The 12,703-nt window shown below is 64.5% G+C and carries 13 protein-coding genes and 1 tRNA gene; 9 read left to right on the plus strand and 5 right to left on the minus strand.

Annotated features, from left to right (window positions below):
- Positions 1-11 precede the first annotated feature (11 nt).
- From G513_RS0119460 to G513_RS0119495, 8 genes are read left to right on the plus strand one after another with little or no spacing between them, the layout of a single operon-like run.
- Entirely contained in the window at positions 12-527 is a 516-nt protein-coding gene (locus G513_RS0119460; RefSeq protein WP_022978538.1) for a class IV adenylate cyclase, read from the plus strand.
- On the plus strand, positions 524-1,567 hold the full coding sequence (locus tag G513_RS24235) for an aminopeptidase (RefSeq protein ID WP_022978539.1): 1,044 nt from the start codon (positions 524-526) through the stop codon (positions 1,565-1,567). Before G513_RS0119460 ends, G513_RS24235 begins: the two co-directional genes overlap by 4 nt.
- Entirely contained in the window at positions 1,564-2,286 is a 723-nt protein-coding gene (locus tag G513_RS0119470) for a 16S rRNA (uracil(1498)-N(3))-methyltransferase (protein WP_022978540.1), read from the plus strand. Before G513_RS24235 ends, G513_RS0119470 begins: the two co-directional genes overlap by 4 nt.
- A 9-nt stretch (positions 2,287-2,295) precedes the next feature.
- A complete protein-coding gene (locus tag G513_RS0119475; protein ID WP_022978541.1) occupies positions 2,296-2,535 on the plus strand; it encodes a DUF4160 domain-containing protein in 240 nt (79 codons plus the stop codon).
- Complete coding sequence (locus G513_RS0119480; RefSeq protein ID WP_022978542.1) at positions 2,495-2,758, plus strand: DUF2442 domain-containing protein; 264 nt, start codon at positions 2,495-2,497, stop codon at positions 2,756-2,758. The genes G513_RS0119475 and G513_RS0119480 overlap by 41 nt, the downstream gene beginning before the upstream one ends.
- Before the next feature lie 6 nt (positions 2,759-2,764).
- On the plus strand, positions 2,765-4,087 hold the full coding sequence (locus G513_RS0119485; protein ID WP_022978543.1) for a dihydroorotase: 1,323 nt from the start codon (positions 2,765-2,767) through the stop codon (positions 4,085-4,087).
- Positions 4,088-4,122: 35 nt separating this feature from the next.
- Positions 4,123-4,656 carry a DNA-3-methyladenine glycosylase I gene (locus G513_RS0119490; protein ID WP_022978544.1) on the plus strand — a complete coding sequence of 178 codons (534 nt, stop codon included), beginning with the start codon at positions 4,123-4,125 and terminating at the stop codon, positions 4,654-4,656.
- Positions 4,657-4,663: 7 nt separating this feature from the next.
- Positions 4,664-5,566: an AEC family transporter gene (locus tag G513_RS0119495; RefSeq protein ID WP_022978545.1), complete on the plus strand. Its 903-nt coding sequence runs from the start codon at positions 4,664-4,666 to the stop codon at positions 5,564-5,566.
- 3 nt (positions 5,567-5,569) lie between these two features.
- Here the strand turns inward: G513_RS0119495 and G513_RS25210 are convergent, their stop codons facing one another.
- The 3 genes from G513_RS25210 to cysC form a co-directional block, all read right to left on the minus strand.
- Positions 5,570-7,366 (minus strand): creatininase family protein, encoded by a 1,797-nt coding sequence (locus G513_RS25210; protein ID WP_022978546.1) that lies wholly within the window; start codon positions 7,364-7,366, stop codon positions 5,570-5,572.
- Positions 7,367-7,502: 136 nt separating this feature from the next.
- Positions 7,503-8,702 (minus strand): sulfate adenylyltransferase, encoded by a 1,200-nt coding sequence (gene sat, locus G513_RS0119510; RefSeq protein WP_022978547.1) that lies wholly within the window; start codon positions 8,700-8,702, stop codon positions 7,503-7,505.
- A gap of 23 nt (positions 8,703-8,725) precedes the next feature.
- Positions 8,726-9,343, minus strand: a complete 618-nt coding sequence (gene cysC, locus G513_RS0119515) for an adenylyl-sulfate kinase (protein WP_022978548.1) — start codon at positions 9,341-9,343, stop codon at positions 8,726-8,728.
- A gap of 125 nt (positions 9,344-9,468) precedes the next feature.
- Here cysC and G513_RS0119520 point away from each other — a divergent pair, with 125 nt between their 5' ends.
- Positions 9,469-10,347: a LysR family transcriptional regulator gene (locus tag G513_RS0119520; RefSeq protein WP_022978549.1), complete on the plus strand. Its 879-nt coding sequence runs from the start codon at positions 9,469-9,471 to the stop codon at positions 10,345-10,347.
- A 48-nt stretch (positions 10,348-10,395) separates the two neighbouring features.
- Here the strand turns inward: G513_RS0119520 and G513_RS0119525 are convergent.
- Together G513_RS0119525 and G513_RS0119530 are read right to left on the minus strand one after the other, a co-directional pair.
- Positions 10,396-10,471 (minus strand) — tRNA-Thr (locus G513_RS0119525).
- A gap of 142 nt (positions 10,472-10,613) precedes the next feature.
- Complete coding sequence (locus G513_RS0119530) at positions 10,614-12,566, minus strand: AMP-binding protein (RefSeq protein WP_211219717.1); 1,953 nt, start codon at positions 12,564-12,566, stop codon at positions 10,614-10,616.
- Between the last annotated feature and the right edge of the window lie 137 nt (positions 12,567-12,703).

Raw genomic sequence — 12,703 nt, forward strand, 5'->3', positions numbered from 1 at the left:
TTGAAGCCTGCATGTTCAATCTCGAAGCGAAATTCCGGCTGCCTGATCACGCCGCCGCGCAAGCTGCAGCGATCGCGATCGGCTACCAGCCGGAAGCCGTGCTCACGCAGCGCGATACCTTTTTCGTCGTCGCCAGCGGCAAGCTCAAGCTGCGCGAGGAAGCGCGGGATGGCTTCCAACATGCCTACTTGATCGGCTACGGCCGGGTCGAGCGCGAGGGCCTGCAGCTCAGCGAATACCAGATGGTGCCGGCGCCTGATCCGGAAGCGATGCGCAGCCTGCTCGCCGGCACGCTTGGCGTGCTGGCCACTGTCGCCAAGCGGCGCACGCTGTTGCTATGCCGCAACGTGCGCCTGCATCTCGATGAGGTCGACGGTCTCGGCACTTATGGCGAGATCGAAGCCGTGGTGCCGGAAGGCGCTGATCCGGAAGCCGAGCGCGCGTTCGTCGACGCCACGCTGGCGGCGCTGGGCGTTTCACGCGCCGAGCTGATCGAGGGTTCCTATTTCGAGCTGGCGCGCGCATGAGGCATTGCCTGCTGCTGATCGCCACCGTGCTGCTGTCCGGCTGCTCGACGCTGGACTACTACGCCCACATGGCCAAAGGCCAGTTCGAGCTGCTGTGCAGCCGGCAGCCGATCGCCAAGCTGATCGCCGATCCGGCGACCGACGACAAGCTCAAGGCCAAGCTCAAGCTGGCGCTGGAAGCACGCGCCTTTGCCTCCGACACGCTCGGCCTGCCGCGCAACGGCAGCTACACGAGCTACGCCGATCTCGGCCGTCCCTGGGTGCTGCAGAACCTGTTCGCGACGCCGGAGTTTTCGCTGGACGCCGTCGAGCACTGCTTCCCGATTGCCGGCTGCGTCGCCTATCGCGGCTATTACGACGAGGTTCGTCTCAAAGCCGAAGCCGAGCGGCTGAAGGCGCAGGGCAACGAGGTCTACATCGGCCAGGTGCCGGCGTACTCCACGCTTGGCTGGTTCGACGATCCGGTGCTCAACACCATGCTGCGCTGGGACGACGACGATCTCGCCGGCACTGTCTTTCACGAGCTGGCGCACCAGAAGCTGTATCTGCAGGGTGATACCCGCTTCAACGAATCCTTCGCCAGCTTCGTCGAGCAGCAAGGGCTCAAGCAATGGCGTGCGGCGCGTCATCAAGCCGCTGAAAGCAGCATTCGCAGCGAGCGGGCCGACCAGTTCGCAGCCCTGATCCTCGTGACTCGCGAGCGCCTTCAGAAGCTCTATGCCAGCGGTATCGCCGAAGCCGAGATGCGCAGCGCGAAGCAGGCCGAGTTCGAGCGGCTGCGCGCTGACTACCGCCAGCTGCGCGATGGTCCCTGGCAGGGCTATGCCGGTTACGACGGCTGGATCGACGGTGAATTGAACAACGCCAAGCTGTTGCCGTTCGGGCTCTATCATCAGTGGCTGCCGGGCTTCGCGAAGCTGTTCGACGAAGCGGGTGGCGACTGGCCACGCTTCTACGCGGCGGCGAAAAAACTGGCCGATGGCGAGCCGGCGCAGCGAGCCGCCACACTCGAAGTTCCTGAAATCTCCGCAACGCCATGACCCGCATCCACATTCCCGTGCCGCTGACCGTCGGCGCCAGCCTCGATCTGCCCGATGAGGCCGCGCGCCACGTCGCCCAGGTGCTGCGCATGAAGATCGGCGAGCCGCTGACCCTGTTCAACGGCAATGGCGGCGAGTACGCGGCAACGATCACGGCGACCGGCCGGCGCGATGTCTCGGTCAATGTCGAGAGCTTCGATCCGGTCGATCGCGAATCGCGGCTCGACATCACCCTGGCGCAGTGCGTGTCGAAAGGCGAGCGCATGGACTACACGGTGCAGAAGGCGGTCGAGCTGGGCGTGACTCGCATCCTGCCGCTGCTGTCCGAGCGCAGCGTGGTCAAGCTCGATGCCGAGCGCTGGGACAAGAAGCTGGAGCACTGGCGCGGCATCGCCGTTTCGGCCTGCGAGCAGAGCGGCCGCACCTCGCTGCCGGCAGTGCTGCCGGTGCAGAAGCTCGATGGCTGGCTGGCGAGCAGCGATCGAGCACTGCGCCTGGTGCTGGCGCCGACCGAATCGGTATCGCTGCGCAGCTTGGCCGCAGCTTCGAACATCGCGCTGCTGATCGGCCCTGAAGGTGGGCTATCGGACAACGAGATCGCCGCCGCACGCCGAGCCGGCTGCGTCGGCATCGGTCTCGGGCCGCGGGTGTTGCGGACCGAGACGGCGGGTGTTGCGGCGCTTGCGGCCTTGCAGCTGCTATGGGGAGACCTCGGATAAACTGATTGCATGAGTCCAACGCTGTTCAGGCAGAAAGGCTTCCGTTTCTACTTCTTCTCCCGTGAGGAATCGCGCCTGCATGTCCATGTGCAGGCTGATGAGGGCGAAGCGAAATTCTGGTTGCAGCCGCGCATCGAGCTGGCCCAGAACCACGGCTTGTCGGCGCAGGCTTTGCGCGAAGTGCAGCGCATGATCGAGGAGCGCAGCGATGAAATCAGCAATGCTTGGCATCAGCACTTCGGCGGCTGAAGTCACCAACATCTCGCGCCACGGCTTCTGGATGCTGCTCGGCGATGAGGAACTGTTCCTGCCGTTCGATGAATTTCCGTGGTTCAAGGCTGCGAGCGTCGCCGCGATTACCGAGGTGGAGTGGCCGTCGCCCGAACACCTTTACTGGCCGGTACTGGACGTCGACCTTTCCGTCGCGTCGATCCGCCATCCCGAGCGCTTCCCGCTCAAGTCCCGAATCTGAACCGCCATGCTGATCACCAACGCCACCCTCATCAACGAAGGCCGCCGCTTCGAGGCGGATCTGCTGATTCGCGGCGAGCGCATCGAGAAGATCGCGCCGAAGATCACGGCCCCGGCCGGCGTCGAAGTGTTCGATGCCAAAGGTCGCCTGCTGCTGCCGGGCCTGATCGACGATCAGGTCCATTTCCGCGAGCCGGGCCTGACCGCCAAGGGCGATCTGGCGAGCGAATCAGCGGCTGCCGTCGCCGGTGGCGTGACCAGCTTCATGGACATGCCGAACGTCAATCCGCAGACGATCACGCGTGCGGCGCTGGCCGACAAGTACCGCATCGCCGCCGGCCGCACGTTCGCGAATCACGCGTTCTACATGGGCACCACCAACGACAATCTCAGCGAGCTGGAAGCGCTGCAGAAAGGCGAGGCCTGCGCGATCAAGATCTTCATGGGTGCGTCCACCGGCAACATGCTGGTCGACAACCCGGACACGCTCGACAAGATCTTCCAGCGCGCGCCGGTGATGATCGTCACCCATTGCGAAGACACGCCGATGATCAAGATCGCCGAGGACGCGGCGCGCGAGAAGTACGGCGAGGACGTGCCGTTCTCCGAACATCCGTACATCCGTTCGGCCGCCGCCTGCTACAAGTCCACCGAGCTGGCTGTCGGCCTGTCGGACAAGCACGGTACCCGGCTGCATGTGCTGCACATGACGTCGGCGAGCGAGCTGCATTTCTTTGCCAAGGGTGATGCGCGGACCAAGCGGATCAGCGTCGAGGCCTGCGTGCATCACCTGTATTTCGACGAGTCCTGGTACGCGACCTTGGGTTCGAAGCTGAAGTGCAATCCGGCGGTGAAATCGGCGTCCGATCGCGAAGCCTTGATCGCCGCCGTGCGCGATGGCGTCATCGACATCATCGCCACCGACCATGCGCCGCACACCGCTGCCGAGAAGGCCAACAGCTACTTCAAGGCGCCGAGCGGCCTGCCGCTGGTGCAGCACTCGCTGCTGGCGCTGATGGAACTGGTCGAGCGCGGCGAACTGCCGCTGGAGACAGTCGTGCAGCGCGCCTGCCACACGCCGGCCGAGCGCTTCGGCGTCGTCGATCGCGGCTATCTGCGCGAAGGCGGTTATGCCGATCTGGTGGTCGTCGATCCGAACGGCGTTACCGAGGTGACCCCGGAAAGCCTGCGCTACAAGTGCGGCTGGTCGCCGTTCGACGGCCATCGCTTCAAGGCGCGCATCGACGCGACCTGGGTCAACGGCAAGCTGGTCTACCGCGATGGTGTGCTGCGTCCGCAGGCCTTCGGTCAACGGCTGCAGTTCGCGTGAGTGCAGCGTTGCCGCCCACGCCTTGCGCGTGGGCGATGAAGACCGCGGGCGAACGCGCCTATCACGATAGCGAATGGGGCAAGCCGGTCCACGATGATCGTGTGCTGTTCGAGTTCCTGATCCTCGAAGGCGCACAGGCCGGCTTGAGCTGGTCGACGATCCTCGCCAAGCGCGACAGTTATCGCCGTGCCTTCGATGGCTTCGATGCGAAGAAGATTGCCGCCTACACCGATGCCGATCGCGAGCGCTTGATGGCCGATGCCGGCATCGTCCGCAACAAGCTCAAGATCAACGCCACCATCGGCAACGCCCAGGCTTATCTCGAGCTCTGCGAGGAACACGGCAGCCTCGATGCCTGGCTGTGGAAGCATGTCGATGGCAAGCCCATCGTCAATCGCTGGACCGACATGAAGCAGGTGCCGGCGCGTACCGAGCTGAGCGACACGATCAGCAAGGCGCTGCTCAAGCGCGGCTTCAAGTTTGTCGGCACGACGATCATCTACGCCTATCTGCAAGCGGTGGGCGTGGTCGACGATCACCTGATCGGCTGCCCGTCGAAATCAAACTGAGCTGCTGATGAGCGCAATCCTGCTGTTGGCCCTTTGTCTGGGCATTGGTCTCGCCATGGCGCGCGATCAGCGCCTGCCGCCGGGTGCGCCTCAGGCGCTGAATTTCTGGATCGTCAATGTCGCGCTGCCGGCGCTGATCCTGGTCGAGATTCCCAAGCTGCATTTCAGCCGCGAGCTGCTGTTCCCGGCGATAGCCCCCTGGTTCGTGTTCTTCGGCGCGATCGCGTTGTTCAGCTATACCGGCCGCCGCCGCAACTGGAGCCGTGGCACCACCGGCGCGATGATCCTGACCTGCGGCCTCGGCAATACCGCCTACATGGGTCTGGCGATGATCGAGGCGCTGCGCGGGCCGGAGCTGGTCGGTGCGGCGGTGATCGCCGATCAGTTCGGCTCGTTCACGATGCTGTCGATCGGCGGCGTGATCGTCGCCGCGTATTTTTCCGGCGCTCAGCCGACGGCGGCACAGATCGTCCGCCGTGTGTTCGGCTTCACGCCGTTCCTGGCACTGGTGGTGGCGCTGGTGCTGTGGCCGCTCGGGGGGCTGCCGGATATCCTGCAGACAGTGCTGACCCGTATCGGTCAGACCCTGACGCCGCTGGCGCTGTTCTCGGTCGGTCTGCAGCTGAAGTTCCGCGGCATCGGCGAGCAGCGTCTGACCCTGCTCGGCGGCCTGGGTTGGAAAATGCTGTTCGCGCCGCTGTTCGTCTTCGGGGCGGCGCTGCTGCTCGGCCTCGACATCAATGCACCGAATGCAGTTGCCGGCATCCTGCAGTGCGCGATGCCGCCGATGGTCACCGCCGGCATCCTTGCCGAGCAGTACAAGCTCAATCCGAGCCTGGCGAATCTGGTGATCGGCATCGGCACGGTGCTGTCGCTGATCACGCTGCCGCTGGCGTCGATGCTGCTGTAGCGTTTACTTCGTCGTGGCCTGCAGTTGCTGGACAGCTGCATCGATCCGCTGCTTGAGCAAGCCGCGCCCCAGCTCGGCACTCGCCTTGTCCGGCCGGCCGGATGAGCCTGGTCCTGGCGGGGTCTGGTAAGGCGCCCAGCTTTCAGGCGACAGCAGCTTGCTGCGGATCAGGTCCGGCGCCACCGACAGCAGCTCCGAGGTATCGACCAGCCCGGCGTGATCGCCGGCATCGGCAGGATCGGCACCGAGCGCCTTCAGACGGTCGGCGAGCGGCGCAGGTTCGTAATAGCGGTTCAGGCTGATCAGCTTCACGCCGCGCGAGGCGAGTGTCGCGTTCAGTCGCTTGACCAGCGCGTCCTGCACCGGCTGGCTGCCACCGTGATCGCCAAACAGCGCGATGCGGGTGAAGCCGGCGACGGCGAGGCTGCTCACCTCATCTTCGAGGAGCGCGTTCAGAGTCGATTCGCGCAGGCTGATCGTCCCCGGCCATTGCATGTGGGCACTGCGCGGCGCGATCCCGCCGGCTGGCGAGAACGGCACCAGCGGCGCGACCAGGGTGTTGCCGGCTTCGATGGCGATCGCATCGGCCGCCGCAACGACAATGCGGTTGTGCTTGGCGAACGCCATCGCCGGACCGTTCTGCTCGATGCCGCCGATCGGCAGCAGCACCGTCGTCGCCCCGGCCTTGATCCGCGCGGCCAGCTCCGGCCAAGTCATGTCTTCGATGCGAACGCCGGCAGGCTCGGCAGCATTCGCGCGCGGGATCGCCAGCATCAGCAGGCTGGTGACCAGCAGTGCAGCCGTTGCCGCGCGGGCCGGCCTGCTCAGCAGCTTCCAGGCAGCAACGAAGGGCTGCAACATCATCTGCCGCACCGAATGCCATTGCGGCTCTGTGCCGTCGCCGAAGCCCATCGCTGTCACTTCATTGTGCTTGGCCGGGATATGCAGCGAGCCATACCAGCGATCCCAGCAGCCGAGTTCGAAGCCGCGATTCTTGCCCCAGTGGCGCGGGTCGGCTGAGTGGTGGATCTGGTGATGGGCCGGGCTGATCCACCAGCCGTCGAGCGGTCCGTAGCGGAACCAGACCTGCCAGTGCTTCAGATTGGCGATCAGGCCGGACAGGCCGATGACGAAATTGAGACCCAGGAAGCTGAACGCGGTGACTGCGTCGGCGTACAGATACAGGAACAGGCCGGTGATCGGTGCGGTCGTCAGCGCCGGCACCGACAAGGTCACCAGCAGATCGACCGGATGGACGCGGAACGCCGTCACTGGTGTCAACACTTCGGCCGAGTGATGCACCTTGTGGAATTCCCAGAGCAGCTTCGATTCGTGCAGCAGGCTGTGGGCGATCCAGCGGCCGAGGTCGTAGGCGATGAAGAACAGCACCGTGTAGGCAATGCGCGAGCCGAGACCTGCCGTCCAGGCCGGGCCGGTACCGAGACCGAACTGGAACAGATCGCGGGCCCGATCCGCGCACCACGCGGCTGACAGCAGTAGCGGCCCGATCAGGACCGTGAAGACCACGGCATTGACGAAGTAGTAGCGGTAATCCGCGCGGGCCGAGTCATGCCACCACTGGGCGCGGCTGAAGTGTTTGGCGAAGAAATCCTGGATCGCGCCCGGTGCCGCACGCTCGAAGTAGCGCCAGCCGAGCCAGCCGAACAGCAGGCTGGTGACCAGATACGGCAGATACAGCGGCGACTGCTGATCGAACATGAACAGCCCGGCGCGCAGCAAAGGCTTGCCGAGCATCTCCAGCCATTCGACGAGTTGGGGTTGCAGTTCGCTGGCGGACATCGGGCGCGCTGGTGGAAGACCAGGCTCGATTATCAACGCCGCGATGACAACGCGGTGCCGCGCGCCGATTGGCGGCGGCAGCGCGCTGCCGATCAGGATGCCGGAGGGTGCGTGCGCACCCTCCGGCTGTCCGGGTTCAGCCCTTGGCCGCAGCCCGATCGAGGTCCTGGTAGTAGTCGGACAGGATCTTCGCCACTTCCGGACGCGAGAACTCCGGCGGCGGCGCAATGCCCTTGCCGAGCATTTCGCGGACCTTGGTGCCGGACAGGTTGATGAAATCGTCCGGCGTGTGTTCCGGCGCTTCGCGCATCATCACCACCTGGTTGAGCTTCTTGCTCCAGGCGGTGTTGTCGGCGCCGAAGATCTCGATTTCCAGTGCGCCCTTGGGCACGCTTTCGAAGATCGTCTGCGCATCGAACGGGCCGTAGTAGCTGCCGACGCCGGCGTGGTCGCGGCCGACGATCAGGTAGTTGGTGCCCATGTTCTGGCGGAAGATCGCGTGCAGCACGGCTTCGCGCGGGCCGGCGTAGAGCATGTCGAAGCCGTAGCCGCAGACCATCACCGTGTTCGGCTCGAAGTACAGCTCGACCATCTTGCGGATCGCCGCGTCACGGACATCGGCCGGAATGTCGCCAGCCTTCAGCTTGCCGAGCAGCATGTGAATGACGATGCCGTCGGCGTTCAGGCGATCCTTGGCCATGCGGCACAGTTCTTCGTGCGCGCGGTGCATCGGGTTGCGGGTCTGGAACGCGACGACCTTCTTCCAGCCACGCTTGGTGATCTCGGCGCGGATCTCGACGGCGGTGCGGAAGGTGTCCGGGAACTCGGCCGGGAAGTAGCTGTAGTTCAGCACCTGGATGTTGCCGGACAGCAGCGTGTTGCCCAGCGTCGTGAAGGTGCCGACACCTGGATGCTTGGGATCGAGCGTGCCGAAGATCTTCTCGGCCATCAGCGTGATCTGCTCGGCCGTCACCGTTTCGACGGCGGCGACATCCATCACCGCCAGCACCGGATGACCGTCGACATTCGGATCGCGCAGCGCGATGCGGCTGCCGGCCTTGATCGAGGTGTCGCTGGTCAGGTTGACGATCGGCACCGGCCAGAACAGACCGGCGGTGGTCTTCATGTCCTTGGCGACGCTGAGGGCATCGGCCAGATTCATGTAGCCGCTCAGCGGGTTGAAGTAGCCGGCGCCCATCATCACCGCGTTGGCGGCGGCAGCCGAGTTCAGCAGCAGCGAAGGCAGGGTTTCGGCTTCCTTGGCGAGCGCGGCGCGCTTGGCATCGTCAGCGACATACAGCGGGTTCAGTTCGGTGGAACCGTGTGGCTTGATCATGGGATTCAGTCTCGAAAAGAAATTCAGGATTTGATGATGCCGCGCGCGGCGAGCAGAGCGAGGACGGCTTCCACTTCCTGCTGCAGGCTCATCTCGGCGGTGTGCAGCACCAGCTCGGGGGCTTCCGGCGCTTCGTAGGGATCGCTGATGCCGGTGAAGTTCTTGATCAGGCCCGCGCGGGCCTTTTTGTACAGGCCCTTGGGATCGCGCTTCTCGGCTTCTTCGAGAGGCACTTCGACATAGACCTCGATGAAGTCCATGCCGGCTTCAGCGTGCAGCGCACGCACCACGTCGCGATCGGCGCAGTACGGCGAGACGAAGCTCGACAGCACGATCACGCCGGTATCGACGTACAGCTTGGCGATCTCGCCGATGCGGCGGATGTTCTCGGCGCGATCTTCGGCAGTGAAGCCGAGGTTCTTGTTGATGCCGAGGCGGATGTTGTCGCCATCAAGGCGATAAGCCAGATGACCGCGTTCGTGCAGCACCTTCTCGAGCGCGACAGCGATCGTGCTCTTGCCCGAGCCGGACAGGCCGGTGAACCAGATCGTGGCGCCTTTCTGGCCGAGCAGCTGGCCGCGTTCGGCACGCGTCACCTCGCCTTCATGCCAGGTCACGTTGGTTGCTTTCTGCTCGGTCATGCTCGGATCACTGAGGGATGGGGAAACGCGAGTGTAGGGATGACGTCCACATATAGATAATGGAAAATACGCATGTGATCGATCTCTATCGTTCATGTCAGCGCGCGCCGCGCACCGGGAGCCGGATGAATCTGAATCACCTGTCGATCTTTCAAGCGGTGGCCGTGGCCGACAGCATCAGCCGTGGTGCCGAACAGCTGCACATCAGCCAGTCGGCCGTCTCCAAGCAACTGGCCGACTTCGAGCAGGCGCTGGGCCTGAAGCTGTTCGATCGCCTGCCGCGCGGCGTGCGTCTGACCGAACCCGGGCGCCTGCTGCTCGGCTACGCCAACCGCCTGTTCGCGATCGAGGCAGAGGCCGAGCGGGCGCTGGTCGATCTGCGCCAATTGGTGCGTGGCCGGATCATCATCGGCGCCAGCCGCACCATCGGCAGCTACCTGCTGCCCGAGCGACTGGCAGCGTTTCGCCGGCAGCATCCGGGTGTCGAACTGGAGTTGCAGGTGGACAACACCAACACCATCGAGCGGCGTCTGGTGGGCGGTGAAATCGATCTCGGCTTCACCGAAGGCGTGGTCAACGATGCACAGCTCGATTACGCGATCTTTGCTCAGGACGAACTGGTGCTGATCGCCCATCCGGCACATGCCGCCGTGCTGCAGGCGCCGCTGTCGGTCGGCGATCTCGAAAGCTTTCCGATGCTGATGCACGAGATCGGCTCCGGCACTCGCGAGGTCACCGAAATCGCGCTCGCCAACCGCAAGATCCGCATTCGCCCGGCGATGACGCTGGACAGCACCGAAGCGATCAAGCAGACGGTGGCGGCCGGTGGCGGCCTGGCATTCCTGTCGGCGCTGTCGATCCAGACCGAGCTGAATGCCGGGCGTCTGGTCGTGGTGGCGGTCAAGGCCTTGCGCATCCGGCGGCCGCTGTATCAGGTGCGCTTGCGCACGGCGACGCCGGGCCCTTCGCTGCAGGCTTTTCTGGACGCGCTGAAAGCACGCTGATGCCGGCGATTGCCAGGCTCGAGATTTGCAACGCGGGATCTGTTGAATTGGTGCCGGCGGCGGGATTCGAACTCGCGACCGCTCGATTACAAATCGAGTGCTCTACCAACTGAGCTACACCGGCCAAGTCAAACAGCGGCGAGATATTAACCCAATCGCCGGGCATTCCGGCCGTCTGCCGGAATGCCCGTTGTTCATCGGACTGACCTGCGCTGCCGACACTGCTGCTCGGCAGGGCAGGGATGGCGTCCGGATGAACGGACTGCTCATGCCGCAGCGCTCATCTCGATGACGGTCAGGAACTCGTAGTCGCGGAAGCGGTGCTTGAGCTTGCTTTCGATATCGCCCAGGCGATCGGCGGCGACCTGGACCTTGATCTGCACGGCCGGACGCTTGCCGGTTTCGTCGATGCTGACTTCGCAGTGACCGCAGCCATCGATGATCTTGGTCGATTCCTCGCTGGCGATCTGGCGCATGGTCAGCAGCCGCAGGGCGGGCTTGTTGATCTTGCCGACTGCGGTCATCGGAATCTGCGCCAGCGCGATGATGTCGATCGGCACGGCGGCGCGTTCCTGCACCTTGTCCTTGCACAGCGCCAGCAGTTCTTCGCGCGAGGCGCTGTGGCCTTCCTTGAACTGCACGTAGGCGATCGGCATCTCGCCCTTGGACGAATCGGGACGGCCGACAGCGGCGGCGATCTGCACCGCTGGATGGCAGACCAGCACTTCCTCGATCATCTTCGGATCGATGTTGTGACCGCCACGGATGATCACGTCCTTGGCGCGGCCGAACAGCCAGATGAAGCCGTTGGCGTCGACGGTGCCGAGATCGCCGGTATTGGCCCAGCGCAAGGTGCCGGGCATGCGCTTGACGAAGAACTCGTCATCGAGGCTAGGGTCGGCGTAGCCCGGCGTGACGTTCGGTCCGCCGATCACCAGCACGCCGCGTTCGCCGGGTTCGCAGATGCGGACCAGGTTGTTGTCGGCATCGACTTCGATCGCCATCACCGGGTGCCAGGGCAGGCAGCGGCCGACCGAGCCGGCGACCGGTTCGGTCCCATCGTCGAGATGGCCGGAGACGGCGCCCTGGATTTCCGACATGCCCCACAGCTCGCGCAGCCAGATGCCGAAGCGGGCGTGGAAGGCGCGCAGCAGTTCCACCGGAATGGTGCTGCCACCGGCGTTGAAGCTCTTGATGCAATGACCTTCGGAAGAACTGTCCGGCAGCGCCAGGATCGCGGCCGCAGTGGCCGGCGTGGCGATCAGGCTGGACACGCGATGACGGCGGGCGATGTCCCAGAAGTTGCGAACCACGGCCTGGCTGCGGAAGCCGTCGGTGGTCAAGGTCAGCAGCGTCTGGCCGTAGAGAATCGCGCGCAGCGACAGGATCACGCCGCCGCCGACATGGAAGTTCGGCATCGCATGGCCGACCACGCCTTCCGGACTTGGATCGGCCAGCGCGCCCATGATCCAGGCGGCGAGCAACTGACCACGGTGCGTCATGCGAACCAGTTTCGGTGCCGCCGTGGTGCCACCGGTTGGCAGATAGACCGCTTCGACATGCGGATCGCTCGGCGGCGTGAAGCCCAGACCTGATTCCTGCGCGGCGACGGTGGCCGAGAAATCATCGGCGGCATCGTCGCCATTGACGATCAGCACGCGCTTCAGCGTCGGCACCAGGCTCTTGATCTCGTCGAGACGATCCCAGGCCCCAGCGCCGTACTGGCGCGTGGTGGTGACCAGCACCGTGGTCTTCGCCGCATTCATGATCGATGCGATCTGGCGCGTCTCCAGATAAGGATTGATCGGATTGGAGATGCCGGCCGTGGCGCCGCCCCAGGCTGCGATCAGTGCTTCGGGAAGCATCGGCAGGATGATCGACACGCTGGCGCGTTCGCCGCCGGAGATGGCGCGGAACAGGCGAGCGGCCTTCTCGATCGAGTCGATCAGTTCGCGGTAGCTGATCACGCGAGGCGCGTCGGCGGCCTCGGCCGAAGCCAGATGGATGATCGCCGCCTTGTCCGGCGTGCGAGTGGCCGACGCGCGAATGCAGTCATAGATCGAGACACCCGGCAGCAGCAGCTCGGGCGCAATCGCTTCGACGGCGGCGATATCCGCCGTGCTGCGCAGATGCACGCGGGCCAGGTGGCCGGCTTTCGGCGTGCAGCCTTCGATCCATAGCGGCTGACCGGCAGCGGTCGTCGATTCAAGCGTGGTCATCTCTCTCTCCTTGTTCATGTTGGTCCGCGCGCGGCGCAAAACCTTGTTTTTCCAAGGCTGCCAGTTGTCCGGAAGGACTGCGATCGGCAACGCGGATTTTTTGTGCAAAGCAGCAATTAATTATGGTTGCTTACTAT

Source organism: Nevskia ramosa DSM 11499 (assembly GCF_000420645.1).
GTDB classification, from domain to species: Bacteria; Pseudomonadota; Gammaproteobacteria; order Nevskiales; family Nevskiaceae; genus Nevskia; species Nevskia ramosa.

Excerpts from the sequence above, each read along its gene's own strand:
- G513_RS0119460 (WP_022978538.1), top strand. The coding sequence starts at position 12 with ATGTTCAATCTCGAAGCGAAATTCCGGCTGCCTGATCACGCCGCCGCG.
- G513_RS24235 (WP_022978539.1), top strand. The coding sequence starts at position 524 with ATGAGGCATTGCCTGCTGCTGATCGCCACCGTGCTGCTGTCCGGCTGC.
- G513_RS0119470 (WP_022978540.1), top strand. The coding sequence starts at position 1,564 with ATGACCCGCATCCACATTCCCGTGCCGCTGACCGTCGGCGCCAGCCTC.
- G513_RS0119475 (WP_022978541.1), top strand. The coding sequence starts at position 2,296 with ATGAGTCCAACGCTGTTCAGGCAGAAAGGCTTCCGTTTCTACTTCTTC.
- G513_RS0119480 (WP_022978542.1), top strand. The coding sequence starts at position 2,495 with ATGAAATCAGCAATGCTTGGCATCAGCACTTCGGCGGCTGAAGTCACC.
- G513_RS0119485 (WP_022978543.1), top strand. The coding sequence starts at position 2,765 with ATGCTGATCACCAACGCCACCCTCATCAACGAAGGCCGCCGCTTCGAG.
- G513_RS0119490 (WP_022978544.1), top strand. The coding sequence starts at position 4,123 with ATGAAGACCGCGGGCGAACGCGCCTATCACGATAGCGAATGGGGCAAG.
- G513_RS0119495 (WP_022978545.1), top strand. The coding sequence starts at position 4,664 with ATGAGCGCAATCCTGCTGTTGGCCCTTTGTCTGGGCATTGGTCTCGCC.
- G513_RS25210 (WP_022978546.1), bottom strand. The coding sequence starts at position 7,366 with ATGTCCGCCAGCGAACTGCAACCCCAACTCGTCGAATGGCTGGAGATG.
- sat (WP_022978547.1), bottom strand. The coding sequence starts at position 8,702 with ATGATCAAGCCACACGGTTCCACCGAACTGAACCCGCTGTATGTCGCT.
- cysC (WP_022978548.1), bottom strand. The coding sequence starts at position 9,343 with ATGACCGAGCAGAAAGCAACCAACGTGACCTGGCATGAAGGCGAGGTG.
- G513_RS0119520 (WP_022978549.1), top strand. The coding sequence starts at position 9,469 with ATGAATCTGAATCACCTGTCGATCTTTCAAGCGGTGGCCGTGGCCGAC.
- G513_RS0119530 (WP_211219717.1), bottom strand. The coding sequence starts at position 12,566 with ATGACCACGCTTGAATCGACGACCGCTGCCGGTCAGCCGCTATGGATC.